The sequence below is a fragment of the Pseudomonas sp. NPDC089406 genome (assembly GCF_044900265.1).
In the GTDB taxonomy this organism is placed as follows: domain Bacteria; phylum Pseudomonadota; class Gammaproteobacteria; order Pseudomonadales; family Pseudomonadaceae; genus Aquipseudomonas; species Aquipseudomonas fakonensis.
Map to the genome: position 1 here is coordinate 34,406 of NZ_JBJDNC010000041.1, position 18,938 is coordinate 53,343.

Sequence of the window (18,938 nt, forward strand, 5' to 3'; positions counted from 1 at the left end):
ACTGATGAACCCTTCCCTGTCCGCGATCGTGGTCATGGGCGTGGCTGGCTGCGGCAAGAGCTGCGTCGGCGCCGCCATCGCTGAGCGCAGCGGCGGCCGCCTGATCGAAGGCGATGCCTTTCACCCTGCCGCCAACATCCAGAAGATGAGCGCCGGCACCCCGCTGAACGACGACGACCGAGCCGGTTGGCTGGTGCGCCTGGGCGAAGAGCTGCAGGCCACCATCGCGGCAGGCGAGCGGCCCATTCTCACCTGCTCGGCGCTCAAGCGCCGCTACCGTGAAACCTTGCGCCAAGCCGTGCCTGAACTGGGCTTCGTGTTCCTCGAACTGACCCCGGCCGAAGCCGAAAAACGGGTACTCGCCCGCCCCGGCCACTTCATGCCGGCCAGTTTGATCGACAGCCAGTTCGCCGCCCTTGAAGCCCCCCACGGCGAACCCCGCACCCTGGCCCTGGACGCCACCCGCCCCATCGACAGCCTGTCGCTGCAGGTGGACAGCTGGCTAAAGCCCTGCGGTGAGCGGAGCCTGGCGCGCACTGCCTGAACGGGCGGTTTTCCGGCTCACCAAAGATAGCGCTGTCTCGACACCTGCATTCAGCAAAAGTTGCAAAAAGCTTCACTCGCTACGCCACTACAACAACGACAATACAGAGGCAAACGAACCATGTTCGGACTGGCTACTGATACCTTCCTGTTGCTCGACGCGCTGGTCACCATCGTCGGGCTGATCCTGCTGATCACTCATTTCAAGGTCCATCCCTTCGTCGCCCTGACCCTGGCAGCTGGCTTTCTCGGCCTGACCTCCGGCATGCCGGTGGCCAAGGTGATGAAGTCGTTCCAGGACGGCTTTGGCGGGGTGCTGGGCTTCGTCGGCATCGTCCTGGCCCTGGGCACCATGCTCGGCAAGCTGATGGCCGACTCCGGCGGCGCCGACCAGATCGCGCAAACCCTGATCCGCGCCTTCGGCAAGCAGAAGGTGCACTGGGCGATGATGTTCGCCGCCTTCCTGGTGGGCATCCCGCTGTTCTTCGAAATCGGCTTCGTGCTGCTGATCCCGCTGGTGTTCATCGTCGCCCGGCGCTCGGGGGTGTCGCTGGTGAAGATCGGCATCCCGCTGTTGGCCGGCCTTTCGGTGGTGCACGGCCTGGTGCCGCCGCACCCGGGGCCGTTGCTTGCGATCGGAATCTTCCACGCCGACATTGGCAAGACCATCTTCTACGGCCTGCTGGTGGCCCTGCCGACTGCGGTGATCGCCGGCCCCCTGTTCGGTAACTTCATCTCCCGCTATATCCCGGGCAACCCGTCCCAGGAGCTGATGGACCAGATTGCCCGCGAATCCAACCAGCAGAACCTGCCGAGCTTCACCATCACCCTGGTGACCGTGCTGCTGCCGGTGGTGCTGATGCTGCTCAAGACCTTCGCCGACGTGGTGCTGCCCGCCGAACACATCGTGCGCCAGTGGATGGACCTGATCGGCCACCCCATCACCGCCCTGCTCGCCGCGCTGCTGCTGGCCTTCTATACCTTCGGTTCGGCCCGCGGCTTCAGCCGCCAGCAGATCATGAAGATGCTCGACCAGAGCCTGGCGCCCACGGCGGCCATCGTGCTGATCGTCGGTGCCGGCGGCGGCTTCAAGCAGATGCTGGTGGATACCGGGGTGGGCAACGTGATCGGGCAAATGGCGGTGCAAGCCGAGATCTCGCCGATCATGCTGGCCTGGCTGGTGGCGGCGGTGATCCGCATTGCCACGGGCTCGGCCACCGTGGCCACCATCACCGGTGCCGGCATCGTCGCCCCGGTGATCGACCTGGTGCCCGGGGTCAACCGCGAGCTGCTGGTACTGGCCACCGGCGCCGGCTCGCTGATCCTGTCCCACGTCAACGACGCCGGGTTCTGGCTGGTGAAGCAGTACTTCAACATGACCGTGGCAGAAACCTTCAAGACCTGGAGCATGATGGAAACCATCCTCTCGGTGGTGGGCATCATCTTCATCATGCTGTTGTCGATGGTGGTGTGACCGTTGATCGGGGTGATGGCACCTTGCTGATGGGCAGGCAGCCCAAAGCTGCATGCCCTCAAGCTCGCGATGGGCTTGAAGGGTCTATAGACGTCACAGCCACGGAGCCTGCCCCATGAAGCGTTCGTTCCTGCTCGCCGCCCTGCTCGTCTCGCCGCTGGCGCTTGCCGTCGGCACCGGCACCACCTACCCGGATGACCCGCACAACCCCGCCCCGCAACCGGGCGTGGACAGCACCCTCAACCCCATCGAAAAGCCCATGCCGCGGGACACCGACCCGCGCATCAAGGGCAACGACCCGGACAGCCCGCCGGCCGAACAGAACGACGACCGCGGCCTGCCGGGGATGGATGGCGGCAGCGGGTCGGAGGGGATGGGGCGCCAGGGTGAAGGGGGGAGTTCAGGCAGTGGCGGTAAACCCTGACTCGAACCGTGGGAGCGGGCTTGCCCCGCGATAAGGCCATCGCGGGGCAAGCCCGCTCCCACGGTTACCCCTTTTGCGGCCGCGATGGGCTACGCAGAAGCCCCGGCAATTACCCTGATATCACCACTGCCGCTTGTCCGGCCGGGTCAGCCCGAGCTTCTCGATCTTGTAGCGCAGCATGTCCCGCGACAGCCCCAGCAGCCGCGCCGACTTGGTGACGTTCCAGTCGGTGCGGTCCAGGGTGCGGCAAACCATGTCGCGCTCCATGTCCGGCAAGCTGCCGTTCACCTCGGGCTCATGGCGCGGCACTTCGTACAGCACCGTGGGCGGTGGTGGTGCCAGCGGTTCGTCGACCAGGCTCAGGCACAGGTTCAACTGGTGTGCACCAATCACCTCGGTCGGCGCCAACAGTACGGTCTGCTCCAGCATGTTGCGCAACTCGCGCACATTGCCCGGCCAGCTGTAGCCCAGCATCAACGCTTCGGCTTCGGCCGAAAAGCGCAGGTTCGGCTTGCCGTAGCGGCGCCCGTGGTGGGCCAGAAAATGCCGCGCCAGGCGCAAAATGTCCTGGCCCCGGGCGTACAGCCGCGGCACCTTGATGGCGATGATGCGCAGGCGGAAGAACAGGTCGCGGCGGAACTTGCCCTGCTGCACCATCTGCTCCAGGTTGCAGTTGGTGGCGCTGATCACCCGCAGGTCGACCTTGCGCTCCTTAACTGCGCCGATGCGGCGGATGCAACGGTCCTCCAGCAGCTTGAGCAGCTTGGCCTGCAGCACCAGGTCCATCTCGCCGATCTCGTCGAGGAACAGCGTCCCGCCGTCTGCGGCCTCCACCAGCCCCACCCGGCGCTCCTTGGCATCGGTGAAGGCGCCCTTCTCGTGGCCGAACAGTTCGGCCTCCAGCAGGTTGGCCGGAATCGAGGCGCAGTTGAACTCGATGAACGGCCCCTTGGCGCGGCTGCCGTCAAAGTGCAGGGCGCGGGCCACCAGTTCCTTGCCGGTGCCGGTTTCACCCTCGACCAGCACCGGCGGCAGGTCGCCGCTGGCCATGCGCCGCTCGGCGTCGAGCAACTGGCGCAGGGTGTGTTTGAGTTCGAGCATGGCCGGCGACTCGCCGATCAGCGCCTGCAGGCCGGACTTCTGCGCCTCGCGTTCCTGGTAGAAGGTCAGCGTGCGCTCCATGCGTTCTGCGGCCAGGGCCTTGTCCAGCATCAACTTGAGTTCAGCCAGCACCACCGGCTTGGTCAGGTAATGAAAGGCCCCCTCCTTCATGGCCAGCACGGCGTCCTCGACGTTGCCGTAGCCGGTCATCATGATCACCTTCAACTCCGGCGCCTGCGCCACCAGCGCGCTGAGCAGGCCGTGGCCGCTCATGCCCGGTAGCGAATTGTCGGTCAGCACCGCATCGGGCATGGCCCGGGCGACCTGCTCCAGGGCCAGTTCCGCGCTGTGACACACAGTGACTTCAAAGCCCTTGAGGCTCAGGTAGGTACTGATGTTCTCGGCGAGGATTTCATCATCCTCGACCACCAGGATGCTGTGCTCCATGGTCCCCTCCCGCTGCAATATTGAAGATCAGACTGACACGGGTTCCTTCCTCTTCGCGGCTGCTCAATTCGACCGAGCCGCCAAAGCGTTCCATGATGCGTTTGACCAGGGCCAGGCCGACACCCAGCCCACCTTGCTTGGTGGTGTAGAACGGCTTGAACACCATGCGTTTTTGCTGCTCGCTCATGCCCTTGCCGGTGTCGCTGAGCAGCAGCGCCACCTGGCCACCCTCCAGCACCTGCACCTCCACACGCAGCTCGCCGCCCTGGGGCATGGCCTCCAGGGCGTTGGCGAACAGGCTGTTGAGGATCTGCGTCAGCTGCAGCGGCTGGCTGGCCACCCGCTGCTCGGCGGGGCCGACGAAGGTAAAGCGCACGCCGTTGCGCTCGATCTGCGGGGCGAAGGTCTGCCGGGTGTCTTCGACGGCAGCCACCAGGTCGACCGCCTCGGGCTCGTCGCTGGTCGGGCGCAGCGACACCAGCAGGTCGCGCACCCAGCGCGACATGCGGTCGACCTGGGTGATGATGTCGGCGATGTTCTTTTGCGCAGGCGGGTTGGCGATATCCTGGGCCAGCTCCGCGCTGGAGCGGATGTTGGCCAGCGGGTTGCGCAGGCTGTGGGCCACCGCCGAGGACATCTCGCCCAGCGCCACGTAGGTTTCGCTGGCGATCAGCCGCTCCTGCTGATGGCGCAGCAAACTGGCGGCGCGGCGCACGATCCAGAACAGGCCGAAGTACACCAGCGCCCCGCCCACCAGGGTTGACGCCCAGATCAGCACGTAGCCGCGGTGGATACGCCGCACCAGGTCCTGGGGCTCTTTATAGACCTCGACCATGGCCAGCACCTGCTCACCCTGGCTGTCGAACAGCGGGATGTAGTTCTCGATGAACAGGTGCCGCGGTTCGCGCTGGAACTGCTGCTCCTCGCGGTCCTCGTCGACCTTGTGATAGCTGGCCGAAACCGACTTGCGCGAACGGAACGCGCGCTCCAGGCCGCCATCATCATCGATGCGCTTGCCGAGCAGCTGCGGGTTGGTCGACCAGATCACCGTGCGGTCGCGGGCGTAGGCGTTGGCCAAAAGCGTGTCAGGCAGGTGTTCGATATGGTCGAGAAACTCCACCCGAGTGGCCTCGGCCAACTGCGGGCTGAACTGCAGGTGGCGCTGGTCCAGGCGCGGGTCGAGCAGTTCACCCATGGTGGTGCCCGGTGGCAATTGCGAATGGCGCACCTCGGCCTGGGCCATGGCCTGGATGAACTGGGCGGTCAGCATGGCGTCACGCTCGACACTGTCACGCACCACGAAACGGGTCGACACATAACCCAGGCTGCCGGCCACCGAAGCGATGATCAACAGGCTGACCAGCGAGAACCAGCGCAGCAGGTTGAACTCGTGCAGCGGCGCAGCCAGCCCGGTGGACGGCACCGTTGCCTTGTCTAGGGCTTGGTTCTCCAGCATCTGCATCGCGTAGGTCCCGCCTGCAAGCCTGATGAAGGGTCGTGGTGCCACTGCTACCAGTGGTAGCGAATGGCCGTCTTTCAGGTAGTGCAACACGCTTGATGAAAGCGGCATGGGTGAAGCTGCAAAAAGTCAGCCAGCTGCACAATCAAAATATAAAACAACGACAAATCAATTAGTTATAGATACTTTGCAATCCAAAATCTCTTAAAAATCCCCAGATTTGGGTAATTTTCACCCATAAATATAAAACCCATATAAATCAGTAACTTGAATCAGATTTTCAATGGTTGACTTTAAGTCCTAACCAAGCGAAAGCTCAGCGACACCCTCGTCCCACCGCCCAGGCGGCTACTCAAGCGCACCGACCCACCAAAGCGTTCCATGATCCGCTTGACCAGCATCAGGCCCACCCCCAGGCCGCCCTGCTTGGTACTGAAGAACGGCCGGAAAGCCATGCGCTGTTGCTGCTCGCTCATGCCCTTGCCGGTGTCGGATACCCGCAGCACCAGGTAACGCCGGTCATGGCGCACCACCTCCACGCGCAACTCGCCGCCCTGCTCCATCGACTCCAACGCATTGGCGAACAGGCTGTTGAAAATCTGCCCCAGCAGCGCTGGTTGCCCCAGCACCTGCACTGCCGGCAACTGCGCCACCTGCACCGTCACCTCGCTGCGGCGCAGCGGCGCGGCATAGGCCTGCAGGCTCTCGCGCAGGGCCAGAGCGAGGTCTACCGGCACTGCTTCGTCATTGAGCGGGCGCAGCGACTGGAGCAGCTCGCGCACCCACTGCGACATGCGGTCGACCTGGCTGATGATGTCATTGACATGCCGCTGCGCCGGCCCTTCGTCAAAGGCCTGGGCCAGCTCGGCACTGGAACGGATGCTGGCCAGGGGGTTGCGCAGGCTGTGCGCCACCGCCGAGGACACCTCGCCCAGGGCAATGAAGGTTTCGTTGCCGATCAGGCGTTTTTGCTGCACCGCCATCAACCGCGCGGCACGCCGCATGATGCCGTACAGCCCCACGTAAACCAGCCCGGCGCCCACGGTGATGGCCAGCCAGATCAATAGCAGGCCATGCTCGATGCGCACGATCAGGTCATGGGGCTCCTTGTAGATCTCGACCATGGCCGTCACCTGCTGGTCATCGGCGTCGAACAGCGGGATGTAGTTCTCGATGAACAGTTGCTCGGGCGGGGTGACGAACTTTTGCTCGCTGCGCGCCAGCTCGAAGTCGTGATAACTGGCCGACACCCGGATCTTGTACTCGAAGGCCCGGTCCAGGTCGTCATCGCCCTCGATCAGCTTGCCGATCAGCGCCGGGTTGCTCGACCAGATCACCGTGCGGTCCGGGGCATAGATGTTGACCAGCAGCATGTCCGGCAGGTGGGCGATATGGTCGAGAAACTCGCCCCGTGCCTTGCGCCGCGCCTCGGGGTCGACATCGGGCATGGCCTGGTCGGTGCGCGGATCGAGCAGCTCGCCCATGGTGCGCACGTTGGGGATCGACACGTGGCGCACCTCGGCGTCGGCAATCGAGGTGATGAACTGGGCGGTGAGCAGCGCGTCGCGCTCGATGCTTTCGTTGATGATGAAGCGGCTGGAAATAAGCCCCAGCCCCACGGCCACCGAGAGGATGATGGCCAGGCTCACCCAGGCATACCAGCGCAGCAGGTTGAACGGCTTGCGCGGCGTGCTGGCCTCGGTACCGGGTACGGCGGGTTCGGGGCGGTTGGCGAGGTCCATGGTGGGCTTCTGCTGCTGGGCACTGTTCATTGGTTATAGCCCAGAGTTGGGGAAAACCAGTGGCCTGGACAGCGGAACCGGGCGTGAGCCGACGAACCCGCCGTACAGGCCACTAGTGTCCTGTCTCGGAAATACGTTCTCTTTTGGCGAGTGGCTTGGGTGTTCGGCCAAGGCGCCGCGACGAGTCATAGCAGGGCTATGGCGAGGAGTGGCAACGCAGGCCGGGCGCCCAAGACGCCGTCAAAAGTGAACAGCTTATTTCCGAGACAGGACACTAAGGCTCGGCCAACCCCTGCAGCAACCTGTAGTCGCGCAGCACCGTCGGCACATAGCGGCGCGTCTCGGCGAATGGTGGCACCACCTTGCCGCGGCTCAGTACCGCCTCGGGGCCGGCGTTGTAGGCCGCCACGGCCAAGGTGATGTCGTTGTCGAACAGGGTCAGCATGCGCTTGAGGTAACGCGCCCCGCCCTGCACGTTGGCCTCGGGGTCGAGCACATCCTTGACCCCCATCTCCTTGGCGGTGTCCGGCATCAGTTGCATCAGGCCAGCCGCCCCCTTGGGCGAGCGGGCCTTGGGGTTGTAGCCGGACTCGGCCTTGATCAAGGCGTGCAGCAAGGCCTGGGGCACATCGTTGGCCAATGCCGCTGCAGCCACCACCTCGGCATAGGGTCGGCCAGTGACCAGTTGCGCGTTCACCGGCCCGCTGCTGCCGGGAGACTCGCTGATGACCCGGTCGTACTGGCGCCCTGGCCGGTGCACGTTGGACAGAATGAACCCGCCCTTGCCATCGCTCGAGATGTACACATCGGCCTGAGCGCCCAGGGCCATCAGCCCCGCCGCCAGCCCCGTCGCCATCAGCATCAGACCACGCATGCCGGTCGCCTCCCCGTTCGTGGCCCCCGAAGTGGGGGAAATACCCCGGAAAACCCGGGGTTTGCAGCACTGACGCAAGCAGCGTGCCGCCCGCCAATGCGCATGGCGCAAGGGCCCGGCCTAGACGTGCACGGCTGTTGCATGGCAAGGCCAAAACGCAACGGAGGGTTTCGTCATGCAGCGCAGAATCAATGCCCAACGCGGTTTCACCCTGCTCGAACTGCTGGTGGTGCTGGTGGTGCTGGGCCTGTTGGCCGGCATTGTCGCGCCCAAGTACTTCAGCCAGCTCGGGCGCTCCGAAGCCAAGGTGGCGCGGGCGCAGATCGAAGGCCTGGGCAAGGCCCTGGACCTGTACCGCCTGGAGGTCGGCCATTACCCCAGCAGCGAGCAAGGCCTGCAGGCGCTGGTAATCGCCCCCAGCGGCGAAGCCCGCTGGACCGGCCCGTACCTGCAGAAGGCCGTGCCCCAGGACCCTTGGGGCCGCCCGTACATCTACCGCCAACCTGGTGAAAACGGCGGCGAGTACGACCTGTTGTCGATGGGCAAGGACGGCCAGCCCGGCGGTGACGGCGAAAACGCCGAAATCACCAGCTGGCAGTAAGGGGCGCGGCCATGCGCTTCGAACTCAAGGCCCTGGGCCGCCAGGGCGTGGTGCAGTTGCAGGTGGATGCCGAGGACCTCGACCAGGCCCGGCGTCAGGCCGAAAACCAAGGCTTGCGCGTACTCAGCGTGCGCAAGCCGGGCCTGAGCCTGGGCGCCCTGCCCTGGCGCCGCGCGCCGGCCTTCGACCTGGTGTTGTTCAGCCAGGAGCTGGCCACCCTGCTCAATGCCGGCCTGCCGCTGATCGACGCCCTGGAAAGCCTGGCCGAAAAAGCCCCCAGCGGCGCTGCCCGCAAGACCCTGGAAGCACTGGTACGGCAACTGTACGAGGGGCGCTCGCTGTCCCAGGCCTTGGCCCAGCAGCCACGGGTATTCCCCGCGCTGTACGTGGCGCTGGTGCAGTCCAGTGAACGCACCGGCGCCCTGGGTGACGCGCTGGGCCGCTATATCAGCTACCGCCAGCGCCTGGACCTGGTGCGCCAGAAGCTGGTAGGGGCGTCGGTCTACCCCTTGCTGCTGTTGCTGGTGGGCGGTGGTGTGGTGCTGTTTTTGCTGGGGTATGTGGTGCCGCGTTTCAGCCTGGTGTTCGAAGGCATGGGCACGGAGCTGCCGTGGCTGTCGCGGGTGCTGATGCAAATCGGCCTGTTCCTGCATGCCCAGCAACTGCCCCTGGGCCTTGGCACCCTCGGGGCGGTCGCGCTGCTGGTGGCGCTGCGCCGCAACCCGCGGGTACGCAGCTGGGCCAGCCGCCAGCTGCGCCGGGTGCCGGCGCTGCACCAGCGCCTGGTGATGTACGAGCTGGCGCGCTTCTACCGCTCGCTGGGCATCTTGCTGCAGGGCGGCATCCCCATTCTCACCGCCTTGAACATGGCCCGCGGGCTGCTCGGCAGCGCCGCCGCCGAGGGCCTGGAGCAGGCCAGCCGGCGGGTGGCCGAAGGGCTGCCGCTGTCCGATGCACTGGAGGCCGGGCAATTGGTCACCCCGGTGTCGCTGCGTCTGCTGCGTGCCGGGGAGCAGTCGGGCAACCTGGGCCAGATGCTGGAAAGTTGCGCGGACTTTCACGACCAGGAAATCGGCCGCTGGGTGGAATGGTTCGTCAAACTGTTCGAACCCTTGCTGATGACCTTCATCGGATTGTTGATCGGCTTGATCGTGATTTTGATGTACATGCCGATCTTCGAACTGGCTTCGAGTATTCATTGAGTGCTCAGGCCAATCGCCGCGTCGCCTGCTTCGCGGTGGTTCGGCACGCCGGCAAGCCCGCTCCTACAGGATTGCGCACAACCTGAATCCGGCGCGGTGCCTGTAGGAGCCGGCTTGCCGGCGATCACCGGCGCAGCCGGTGCCTGCCCACTCATTCAACAGGCCCGCCCCGGTCGCGCCCATCTCTCACTCAGTAATCGAAGCGCTCCACCGCCCGGCGCCGCTCGTTGTCGTCGCGCCGGTCGTACCCGGCCGTGGTCTGGATGTTGGCGTGGTGGGCCAGCTTCTGGGCGATCGACAGGTCGTGCTCTTCGATCACCCGGGTGATGAAGGCCCGGCGAAAATCGTGGGGCATGATCTTCGCGCCCACCTGCGCCCCGCGCTGGCGGGCGATGTAGTAGATGGCGTGCTTGGTGATGCGCGCGCGGGTGATGTGGCTGCCACGGCGAATGCGGTTGAACAGGAAGCTGTCGTCGCGCTCGCCGGCCGGCAGGTGCTGGCGGCGCAGCTCGAGCCAGGCCTGCAACTTGTCGAAGGCCCAGGCCGGGGCGTACTTGAGCAACTGACGGTTGCCCTTGCCCATCACCACCACGCTGCGCTCGGCAAAATCCACCTGGGCCAGGTCGACGTCCACCGATTCGGACTTGCGCATGCCGGTACCGTACAGCAGCGCCAGGATGGCCGCATCGCGCACCCCTTGCGGGCGCGGGTCCGCCGCGCATACATCCATCAACTCGCGGATCAGGCTGCGGCGCAGGTTGCGCCCCGGCGGCAGGCGGCTGCCGGTGGCCGGCTTGATCTCGCGAATTTTCAGTAGCTGATCGTGCTCGATCAGGCCCTGGCGCCAGGCCTCGTTCATCACCCCGCGCACGGCATTCACGTATAGCGACGAGGTATTGGGGGCGTAGCCATCGGCACGCAGCGCCGCGACCAGCGCGATCACGTGGCCAGGTTCGAGGTGGTGCCAGGGCACGTCGGCGATGTCGGCATCGACGAAACCCAGGCGGTCGGCGGCGTCCTGCAGGATGTAGCGCATGGTCAGCTGGCTGGAGGGCGCCAGGCGGGCCAGGTACTGCAGCAGCGGGTTGCGCAGAAGATCGGTCACAACGAGGTCCTGTCACTTGAAGCAGGTCTTTATGACTATCTGCAAGTCATAAAGACTGGATTAACATGAAGTCATATTGACTCTATAGAGTGCCATCACCTTGATATTCAAGGCTTTGTTAGCTGGCATGGATCGTGATGGTAACCCAATCGACCTTCCGGAATCGAACCAAGGTGGCCGTCATGCTCGTTCAGCCGATTAACGCTCGCCCGCGCCGGGCACTCTGGGCGCTGGGTTTTCGCCCGTTCTTCCTGGGCGGCAGCCTGTTCGCCCTGCTGGCCCTGTTGCTGTGGGGCGGCGTGCTGGCCGGTGTGCTGCAAGCCAGCCCTGCAGGCGGGCTGCTGGCGTGGCACCGCCACGAGATGCTGTTCGGGTTTGCCGTGGCGATCGTCGCTGGTTTTTTGCTGACGGCGGTGCAGAACTGGAGCGGTATCCCCGGCCTTGGCGGCCGCCCGTTGCAGGGGTTGTTTCTGCTCTGGCTGCTGGGCCGGGCCAGTTGGTTCCTGCCCTTGCCGGGCTGGTTGATGGTCACCCTTCAGGGCGCCTTTTTGCCGCTGGTGGCCGTGGCCCTGGCGCGACCGATCATCCAGAGGCGCCTGCGCAACAACTACCCCATCGTCGCACTGCTACTGCTGCTGGCTGCTTGCCAGTGGCTGACCCTGGTGGGCTGGCTTACCCATGACGAGGGCCTGCAGCGCCGGGGCGTGCTCGCCGGGTTGTGGCTGGTGGCGGCGATGATGAGCGTGATCGGCGGCCGGGTGATTCCGTTCTTCACCCGCCGTGGCCTTGGCAACATGACACCGGCCCCGGCACGCCCGTGGCTCGACCGCGCCTGCCTGCTGGGCAGCATCGCCCTGCCGGCCAGCTACGCGGCCGGGCTCAACGAAGCGCCCAACGCATTCATGGCCGTGCTGTTTGCCGCCCTGGCCGTGCTCCACGCGGTGCGCCTGGTGGTGTGGTACGCACGGGGTATCTGGCAGGTCCCACTGCTGTGGTCGCTGCACCTGGCCTACGCCTGGATGGTGCCGGCATGCCTGGGATTGGCGCTTTGGCATGCGGGTGTTGCCGTTAGCCCGAGCCTGGCGGTGCATGCCTTGAGTGTCGGCGGTATGACCGGGCTGATCGTGGCGATGATGGCGCGGGTGAGCCTGGGTCATACCGGGCGGCCGCTGGCCGTGCCTGCCAGCATCGGCTGGGCGTTTGCGCTGGTGCAGATGGCCGCAGTGGCGCGGGTGCTGCTGGTGCCGGTCACGTCATTGGGGCTGGGGTTGTCGGTGCTTCTGGCTTGTGCCGGATTGGGGTTGTTCGTGTGGCATTATTTGCCGGTTCTGCTGCGGGCTCGGGTGGACGGGATGCCTGGGTGACGGCGATTTGCGCCTACCAGCTGGCTCGGCCCCCGTAGGAGATCACCCAGCCCTTCGGGCTGCGCTGTCGCGCAGGGAACTGCGGCCGCAAGCGCGCCCGCGCCCTCTGTAGGAGCCGGCACAGGCGAATGCTGGCACCGGCTGTGCCGGTGATCGCCGGCAAGCCGGCTCCTACAGGATCGCGCGAACCCCGAACCAAGCGCCGTACCTGTGGGAGCGGCTTTAGCCGCGAAGCAGGCGCCGCGTTAGATGGCACCGGCTTCGCCGGTGTTCGCGGCTAAAGCCGCTCCCACAGAGTCTTCGTTAAATCAACGAGTTGTGATTTGTTCCATAGGAGCCGGCTTGTCCCCCGAACGCGGGCGAAGCCCGTGCCATACCGAATCCATCATTAGCCCAACCCGCAAAATATAAGCCGCCCGCAAGGGCCTCATCGCCGGCAAGCCGGCTCCTACAGGCTCGGCACAGGCCAGTAGGGTGAACGGCGCCTGACGGGATTGCGGCCACATCCAGCCTCGACTACGCCTGCGCGAAACGTCTACCATCGGCCATCAAACGTTTCAGCATGTTTCGCAAAGGATCCCGATGTCTGTCCACCAAGCCCCGCCCCAGCTCCCCGCCAAATCCACCGTCGTGAAAATGGAAGCCGCCATGGCCCTCGGCAGCTTCGCCATCGGCACCGGCGAGTTCGCCATCATGGGCCTGATGCCCGATATCGCCAGCAACCTGCAACTGAGCGAACCCCAGGTCGGCCATGCCATCAGCGCCTACGCCCTGGGTGTGATGGTCGGTGCGCCGACCCTGGCCATCCTCGGCGCCAAGTTGCTGCGCAAGCATATGCTGTTGCTGCTGATGGCGCTGTACGCCATTGGCAACCTGGCCACCGCGTTCGCCCCATCGTTCGCAAGCCTGGTGGCGTTCCGCTTCATCAGCGGCCTGCCCCATGGCGCCTACTTCGGCATCGCCGCCGTGGTGGCCTCGAGCATGGTCGCCAGCAATCAGCGCGCCGGCGCCGTGGCCCGGGTGATGATGGGCCTGACCCTGGCCATGTTGCTGGGCAACCCGGTGGCCACCCTGCTCGGCCAGTTCTTCGGCTGGCGCTCGGCGTTCGTGCTGGTGGCGGTAATCGCCCTGGCCACCGTCGCCCTGGTGTGGCGCTTCGTGCCACAGCCCCACGACGAACCCCGCAGCGACCCGCGCAAAGAGCTGCGCGCCTTCGCCCTGCCCCAGGTGTGGATGGCCCTGGCCATCGCCTCCATCGGCTTTGCCGGCATGTTCTGCGTGTTCAGCTACCTGGCGCCGACCATGCTGCAGGTGACCCAGGTGGCGCCGCAGTGGATTCCGTTCGGCCTGGCGGCCTTCGGCGTGGGCGGCATCGTCGGCAACATCGCCGGCGGCAAGCTGTTCGACACCTTGCAGTTCCGTGCGGTGGGCATCGTGCTGGTCTGGTCGATGGCCGTGCTGCTGTTCTTCTCGTTCGCCGCCCAGTCGCTGTGGACCCTGCTGCCGGGCATCGCCCTGGTGGGCACCATGATCGCCCTGGCCGCGCCGCTGCAGATCCGCCTGATGGACATCGCCCACGAAGCGCCAAGCCTGGCGGCCGCCTCCAACCACGCCGCGTTCAACCTGGCCAACGCCCTCGGGCCGTGGTTCGGCGGCATGGCCATCAGCGCCGGCCTGGGCTGGACCAGCACCGGCTACATCGGCGCAGCCGCGGCATTTGCGGGCCTGGTGATCTACCTGATTGCCCGGCGCATGAAAGGCGGGCATTGATCCATGCCTGATACGCGGCCGGCACCAGCGCTGGTCGCGTCCATTACCTGCGGGAGCGGGCCTGGCCGGCAAATTGACGTCACCAGCCGATGATTATACATTCTGTATACACGCACTCCCGCAGACTGAAGCCCGACAGCAACCACCTGTAGAGTGCGTGCCCATCTCTCAAGGACGTACCAACATGCCCTTCAAATTGCCCCTGGCCCTGCTGGCCACCCTCACCGCCAGCAGTGCCTTCGCCAACCCCGAATACGCCATCGAAAACCCCTTGCGCCCCGGCGCCAAGGCGGCCCATTGCTCATCGACGCAAACCGTTGACGGCTGCATCTTCCACAGCGTCGCCGGCGACACCTACACCGCCCGCCTGCCGTTCGCTGCTGGCGAGCATTGGGTTGCCAGCAGCGCCGAGGCCGGCGAAGTGGCCTTCGAACAGCTCCCGGCCAGTGAAACCGAGGGCGGCCAGGCTTACCAGTTGATCAAGCTGCTGCCCAACCCTGCGCACAACGCCGACGCCAGCGTCACCTTCGACAAGCTCACCGGCCAGGGCGATGCACAGAAAGTGATCGAACGCCGGCGCATCAGTGTGATGATTCACCCCGCCTGAGTACCGGCCAGCAGCAGTGCCATGCCTCATGTAGGAGATCACTCAGCCCTTGGAGCTGCGCTGTCGCGCAGAGAACAGAATTCGCAAGCGCGCCGCGTACCCTGTGGGAGCGGGTTCACCCGCGAAGCAAGCGACGCGGAGCTTGGCACCGGCTTCGCCGGTGTTCGCGGGTAAACCCGCTCCCACAGGTCCCTGCTAAGTCAGTGAGTTATGTGTTGTTCTATGAGAGCCGGCTTGCCGGCGATGAGGCCGTTTCAGGCCAAGATGCCCCCTGCCAGGGCGCCATCGCCGGCAAGCCGGCTCCTACAAGGGTCAGCATTTAGCCAACTGGGCCAGGCCCTCTTCCACGGCCGCCACCGAGCGGTTGCCTTTGGCCGCTGGCAGCGCCCAGGCTGCAATGTGCAGGCCCAGCGGCACCGCACGGGCGAGCGGTGCCACCAGCTCGCCGTTGTCCAGGTAACGCTGCACCAGGCTCCTGCGCCCGATCAGCACACCAGCCCCCAACAACGCCTGTTGCACCGCGCTGGCATACAGCGAGAACCCCGGCCCGCGGGCCACGAATGGCTCGCCCATCACCTCCCGCGCCCAGACCTCCCAGTCGTTCCAGTCTACCTCGGCGATGCAGCGTACCCGGGCCAGGTCCTCGACACCGCGAATACCGGCCGCCAGCGCCGGCACGCACACCGGGAGCACCTCTTCGCTGGCCAGCGCGCGCTGGCCGCGCTCGAGCCGGTCGGTATAGAACAGGCACAGGTCGAACGGGCTGCGCTTGAGGTTGGGTACCTCATCCACCGCCGTGACCGAGATTTCGATGGGCGCGAGCATTTGGGTCAATTGCGGCAGCCGCGGGCCGACCCACAAATGCGCCAGGGCCGGCGAAGTGACGATATGCACCCGCTGCGGCGCCGCCAGCCGACGCAGGGTGCGTGCGGCGTCTTCCACAGCGTCGAAGGCCACGGTGAACTGCCCCTTGATGCTCTCCCCAAGCGGCGTCAGGCGCACGCCCTTGGCGTGGCGTTCGAACAACGCAGCGCCGTACTGGCGCTCCAGGGTCTTGACCAGCGCGGCAATGGCGCCAGGGGTCAGCTTCAGTTCGTGGGCGGCACGGGCAAAGCCACCCAGGCGGGCAGAGGCTTCGAAGGCACGCAGCGCATTGAGTGGCAGCGCGTGGCGGGTGGGGTTGTCGAGGGGCATGGTTCGAGGCTCATTTTTTCTAGGCCTAATATTCTAGAATTCTGCGCTTGTGACCATCTGCCGCAGCGCCTTATGTTGAGCAGGCAAAACAACAACAGAGAACCACCATGAACTACCCAAGCGGCAAGCAGGCATTCATTCAGGGTGCGCGGGACGTGCTGCCCCTGACCACCGGCATCGTCCCCTTCGGCCTGATCACCGGGGTTACCGCCATCGGCATGGGCATGTCGCCCACCGAGGCCATGGGCATGACCCTGCTGTTCTACTCGGGCTCGGCACAACTGGTGGTGATGCAACTGATGCAAAGCGCCGCGCTGCCGGTGACCATGGTGGTCACCGCCCTGGTGATCAACCTGCGCTTTCTGATGTACAGCGCTTCGCTGGGCCAGCACTTCAACCGCCTGCCGCGGCGCCAGCGCTGGTCGCTGGCCTACCTGTTGTCGGACCAGAGCTTCGCCCTGTGGTCGCTGAAAACCCCGGCCAGCGGCCCGGGCGCCTTCGCCTTCCACTACTACACCGGCACGGCCATCGTGATGTGGTGCGGCTGGAACCTCGCGGTGCTGGCGGGCGTGCTGCTGGGCAGCGGCATCCCGGATTCCTGGCAGCTGGGCTTTGCCATTCCGCTTTCGTTCCTGGCGCTACTGGTACCCAGCATCCGCAACCCGGCCACCCTCGGTGCCGCGATCGTGGGTGGCGCCCTGGCGGTGCTGGCCGTCGACCTGCCTTATAACCTGGGCCTGTTGGTGGCCGCGCTGGGCGGCATCATTGCCGGGGTAACCATCGAGCACTTGCATACCCCTGCACGGGCTGAAGCCACCCAGGAGGCATCGTCATGAGCCCGTGGGTGCAGTGGCTGGTGTTCGTGCTGGCCGGGCTGGGCACCTTCGCCCTGCGCCTGTCGTTCATCGAGTTCTACGGCGCGCTGCGCATCCCGCCGCTGTTGCGCCGGGCCTTGGCCTACGTGCCGGCCAGTGTGCTGGCCGCGCTGGTGCTGCCGGCGGTGATCTTCCCCGAGCGGCATGCTGCATTCGACTGGAGCACCCCGCAGATCCCCGCCGCCGTCGTCGCCGGGCTGGTGGCCTGGAAGACCCGCAGCACGCTGCTGACCCTGGCGGTGGGCATGGGGGTGTTGCTGGCGCTCAAGCATTGGGGGTGGTGAGGCGCGACAGCGAATCTTGGAACCCTGCACAATTGCCGGGGCTGCGATGCAGCCCTTTCGCGGCGCAAGGCCGCTCCTACAAGTACAGCCTTGGTCTGACAGGCATCTGATACTGCGCACTAGCACAGCGCACGGAATATTACCTGAACAGAAGCTGAAGCAACTTTCAAATTAAAATAAACTTCAGAATAAAACAGAAAATATTCATTTGCGCCGCATCGATTAAAATAGTTTCACGCAAACTTCCCCACCCCTGCAATTGCAATAACCGGCGCACCCATCCAGAATCCCCAACCTCAGCCTAGAGCCCTGCAGGCCCCGCGCAGCGTGGGCAACAACAGCCAAAGCAATTACCAGCCTATGGCATGAGCCAATTAACGGCTCACAACTTTTTCACGGCGCGTTGACACTGATATCTTTCAAATGCGCAGCACCCAACTTTAGAGGCAACACCGATGAATGCACTGACCCAAGGTAATATGTTCACCTCCGTCGCGACTCGCGAACATATCTTGCTGACCGGGGCCACGGGTTTTCTCGGTGGTTCCGTGGCGGCACAGCTGATGGCCGACGGCCAAGGTGCAGGCTTGTGCTTTCTGGTGCGTGCCGACACCCCGCACCAGGGCCTGGAGCGCCTGCGTGACAACCTGCGCCAGCATGGTGTCAGCGAGCGCGATTGCCTGGCGCTGGACGCTGGGCAGATCCTTTGCGGCGACCTGCTCGACACCTCCTGGCTGGCCCGTGAAACGCCGCGCCTGATGCAGATGGACCGGGTGATCAACTGCGCCGCCGTGGCGTCGTTTTCGAAGAACCCGAGTATCTGGCCGGTCAACGTCGAAGGCACCTTTGCCTTCGCCGAGGTGCTGGCGCGCTCGGCCCGGCTCAAGCGCTTCCTGCATGTGGGTACCGCGATGTGCTGCGGGCCTGAGCGCGAGTCGCCGATCAGCGAATCGTGGGAGTTCCCCGAAGCTGAGCAGCAGTTGGTGGACTACACCGCCTCCAAGGCGGAAATCGAACGGCGCATGCGCGAAGAACTGCCCGGCCTGCCGCTGGTGGTGGCGCGGCCGTCCATCGTGGTTGGCCACCGCAGCCTTGGCTGCCAGGCGTCGGGCAGTATCTTCTGGGTGTTTCGCATGGGCTTTGCGCTGGAAAGCTTCACCTGCGGGCTGGACGAGCAGATCGATGTGATCCCGGTGGACTATTGCGCCGAGGCGCTGATTGGCCTGGCGCGAAAGCCGCAGCTCAATCACGACCTGTACCACATCTCTGCCGGCCACGGTTCGGCCTGCACCTTTGCCGAGATTGACCGGGCCTTTGCCCTGGCCAATGGCGCGGAGCCTGTGGGGGAACGTTATCGCAAGGTTGGCGTGGACGACCTCAAGTCGCTGGCCAGCAGCTTTGAAAGCCGCATTGGGCCGGCCAACCCGCGGTTGGTGCTGCGCGCCCTGCGTTTGTACAGCGGGTTTGCCGACCTCAATTACCTGTTTGACAACAGCCGGTTGCTGGAGGAAGGGATTGCGGTGCCGCCGCGGTTTACCGATTACCTGGAGGTGTGTGTGAGGTCCTCCAGTGAGGTGAGTATTGCGGTGCAGATGCAGTGGGATTTCAAGTGATGGGTTTGGGTTCGGAGCTCATGGTAATTGCTTTTGGAGATGCATACTCATTCGTTGACGGTAGAGGCTTTTAGTCACCTTTCCGCCCTTACGGCGGGTTACTTTGGACGGCCAAAGTAACCAAAGCCGCCTGCTCCCATCATCCGGCCCCCTGCGCTGCGCTCCGGGGGTTCCCTCGCTCCGGGCTTGCTCCGCAGGTACGCGCCGACGGGCCGTCCCTGGCCCGATCGGCGCTCGACCGGCATCCATGCCGGTCGCC

General features: G+C 65.1%; 17 protein-coding genes. 11 read left to right on the forward strand and 6 right to left on the reverse strand.

Annotated elements, in window-relative coordinates:
• The first annotated feature begins 4 nt into the window (after positions 1-4).
• From ACI2KK_RS23655 to ACI2KK_RS23665, 3 genes are all read left to right on the forward strand, one after another.
• Positions 5-544: a gluconokinase gene (locus tag ACI2KK_RS23655; RefSeq protein WP_404670840.1), complete on the forward strand. Its 540-nt coding sequence runs from the start codon at positions 5-7 to the stop codon at positions 542-544.
• Positions 545-664: 120 nt separating this feature from the next.
• The gene (locus ACI2KK_RS23660; RefSeq protein WP_217843416.1) at positions 665-2,017 is read left to right on the forward strand and encodes a GntP family permease; all 1,353 of its coding nucleotides are present in this window, start codon (positions 665-667) and stop codon (positions 2,015-2,017) included.
• Positions 2,018-2,132: 115 nt separating this feature from the next.
• Positions 2,133-2,441, forward strand: a complete 309-nt coding sequence (locus ACI2KK_RS23665) for a hypothetical protein (protein WP_404670841.1) — start codon at positions 2,133-2,135, stop codon at positions 2,439-2,441.
• A 120-nt stretch (positions 2,442-2,561) separates the two neighbouring features.
• On the opposite strand, the gene ACI2KK_RS23670 is transcribed toward ACI2KK_RS23665, so the two are convergent.
• The 4 genes from ACI2KK_RS23670 to ACI2KK_RS23685 all read right to left on the reverse strand — a co-directional run bounded on the left by ACI2KK_RS23670 (position 2,562) and on the right by ACI2KK_RS23685 (position 8,064).
• Positions 2,562-3,989 carry a sigma-54-dependent transcriptional regulator gene (locus tag ACI2KK_RS23670; protein WP_369992056.1) on the reverse strand — a complete coding sequence of 476 codons (1,428 nt, stop codon included), beginning with the start codon at positions 3,987-3,989 and terminating at the stop codon, positions 2,562-2,564.
• Entirely contained in the window at positions 3,958-5,451 is a 1,494-nt protein-coding gene (locus ACI2KK_RS23675) for a sensor histidine kinase (protein WP_404670842.1), read from the reverse strand. Before ACI2KK_RS23675 ends, ACI2KK_RS23670 begins: the two co-directional genes overlap by 32 nt.
• A gap of 290 nt (positions 5,452-5,741) precedes the next feature.
• Entirely contained in the window at positions 5,742-7,190 is a 1,449-nt protein-coding gene (locus tag ACI2KK_RS23680) for a sensor histidine kinase (RefSeq protein WP_404670843.1), read from the reverse strand.
• Positions 7,191-7,464: 274 nt separating this feature from the next.
• The gene (locus ACI2KK_RS23685) at positions 7,465-8,064 is read right to left on the reverse strand and encodes a lytic transglycosylase domain-containing protein (protein WP_404670844.1); all 600 of its coding nucleotides are present in this window, start codon (positions 8,062-8,064) and stop codon (positions 7,465-7,467) included.
• A 175-nt stretch (positions 8,065-8,239) separates the two neighbouring features.
• Between ACI2KK_RS23685 and gspG the strand changes: the two genes are divergently transcribed.
• The gene (gspG, locus tag ACI2KK_RS23690; RefSeq protein ID WP_369992064.1) at positions 8,240-8,665 is read left to right on the forward strand and encodes a type II secretion system major pseudopilin GspG; all 426 of its coding nucleotides are present in this window, start codon (positions 8,240-8,242) and stop codon (positions 8,663-8,665) included.
• 11 nt (positions 8,666-8,676) lie between these two features.
• The gene (locus tag ACI2KK_RS23695; protein ID WP_404670845.1) at positions 8,677-9,867 is read left to right on the forward strand and encodes a type II secretion system F family protein; all 1,191 of its coding nucleotides are present in this window, start codon (positions 8,677-8,679) and stop codon (positions 9,865-9,867) included.
• A gap of 190 nt (positions 9,868-10,057) precedes the next feature.
• Here the strand turns inward: ACI2KK_RS23695 and xerC are convergent, their stop codons facing one another.
• Complete coding sequence (gene xerC / locus ACI2KK_RS23700; protein WP_404670846.1) at positions 10,058-10,972, reverse strand: tyrosine recombinase XerC; 915 nt, start codon at positions 10,970-10,972, stop codon at positions 10,058-10,060.
• A gap of 182 nt (positions 10,973-11,154) precedes the next feature.
• On the opposite strand from xerC, the gene ACI2KK_RS23705 reads away from it, so the two are divergent.
• The 3 genes from ACI2KK_RS23705 to ACI2KK_RS23715 all read left to right on the forward strand — a co-directional run bounded on the left by ACI2KK_RS23705 (position 11,155) and on the right by ACI2KK_RS23715 (position 14,713).
• The gene (locus ACI2KK_RS23705; protein ID WP_404670847.1) at positions 11,155-12,336 is read left to right on the forward strand and encodes an NnrS family protein; all 1,182 of its coding nucleotides are present in this window, start codon (positions 11,155-11,157) and stop codon (positions 12,334-12,336) included.
• Positions 12,337-12,918: 582 nt separating this feature from the next.
• The gene (locus ACI2KK_RS23710) at positions 12,919-14,106 is read left to right on the forward strand and encodes an MFS transporter (protein ID WP_404670848.1); all 1,188 of its coding nucleotides are present in this window, start codon (positions 12,919-12,921) and stop codon (positions 14,104-14,106) included.
• Between the two features lie 184 nt (positions 14,107-14,290).
• Positions 14,291-14,713 carry a hypothetical protein gene (locus tag ACI2KK_RS23715; RefSeq protein WP_404670849.1) on the forward strand — a complete coding sequence of 141 codons (423 nt, stop codon included), beginning with the start codon at positions 14,291-14,293 and terminating at the stop codon, positions 14,711-14,713.
• A gap of 312 nt (positions 14,714-15,025) precedes the next feature.
• Here ACI2KK_RS23715 and ACI2KK_RS23720 read toward each other — a convergent pair whose 3' ends face one another.
• Positions 15,026-15,907, reverse strand: a complete 882-nt coding sequence (locus ACI2KK_RS23720; protein WP_404670850.1) for a LysR family transcriptional regulator — start codon at positions 15,905-15,907, stop codon at positions 15,026-15,028.
• A gap of 107 nt (positions 15,908-16,014) precedes the next feature.
• Between ACI2KK_RS23720 and ACI2KK_RS23725 the strand changes: the two genes are divergently transcribed.
• The 3 genes from ACI2KK_RS23725 (at position 16,015) to cprA (ending at position 18,679) form a co-directional block, all read left to right on the forward strand.
• The gene (locus tag ACI2KK_RS23725; RefSeq protein ID WP_404670851.1) at positions 16,015-16,743 is read left to right on the forward strand and encodes an AzlC family ABC transporter permease; all 729 of its coding nucleotides are present in this window, start codon (positions 16,015-16,017) and stop codon (positions 16,741-16,743) included.
• A complete protein-coding gene (locus tag ACI2KK_RS23730) occupies positions 16,740-17,066 on the forward strand; it encodes an AzlD domain-containing protein (protein ID WP_404670852.1) in 327 nt (108 codons plus the stop codon). Before ACI2KK_RS23725 ends, ACI2KK_RS23730 begins: the two co-directional genes overlap by 4 nt.
• Positions 17,067-17,521: 455 nt before the next feature.
• Positions 17,522-18,679 carry a cationic peptide resistance protein CprA gene (cprA, locus tag ACI2KK_RS23735; protein WP_404670853.1) on the forward strand — a complete coding sequence of 386 codons (1,158 nt, stop codon included), beginning with the start codon at positions 17,522-17,524 and terminating at the stop codon, positions 18,677-18,679.
• The last annotated feature ends 259 nt before the right edge of the window (positions 18,680-18,938 follow it).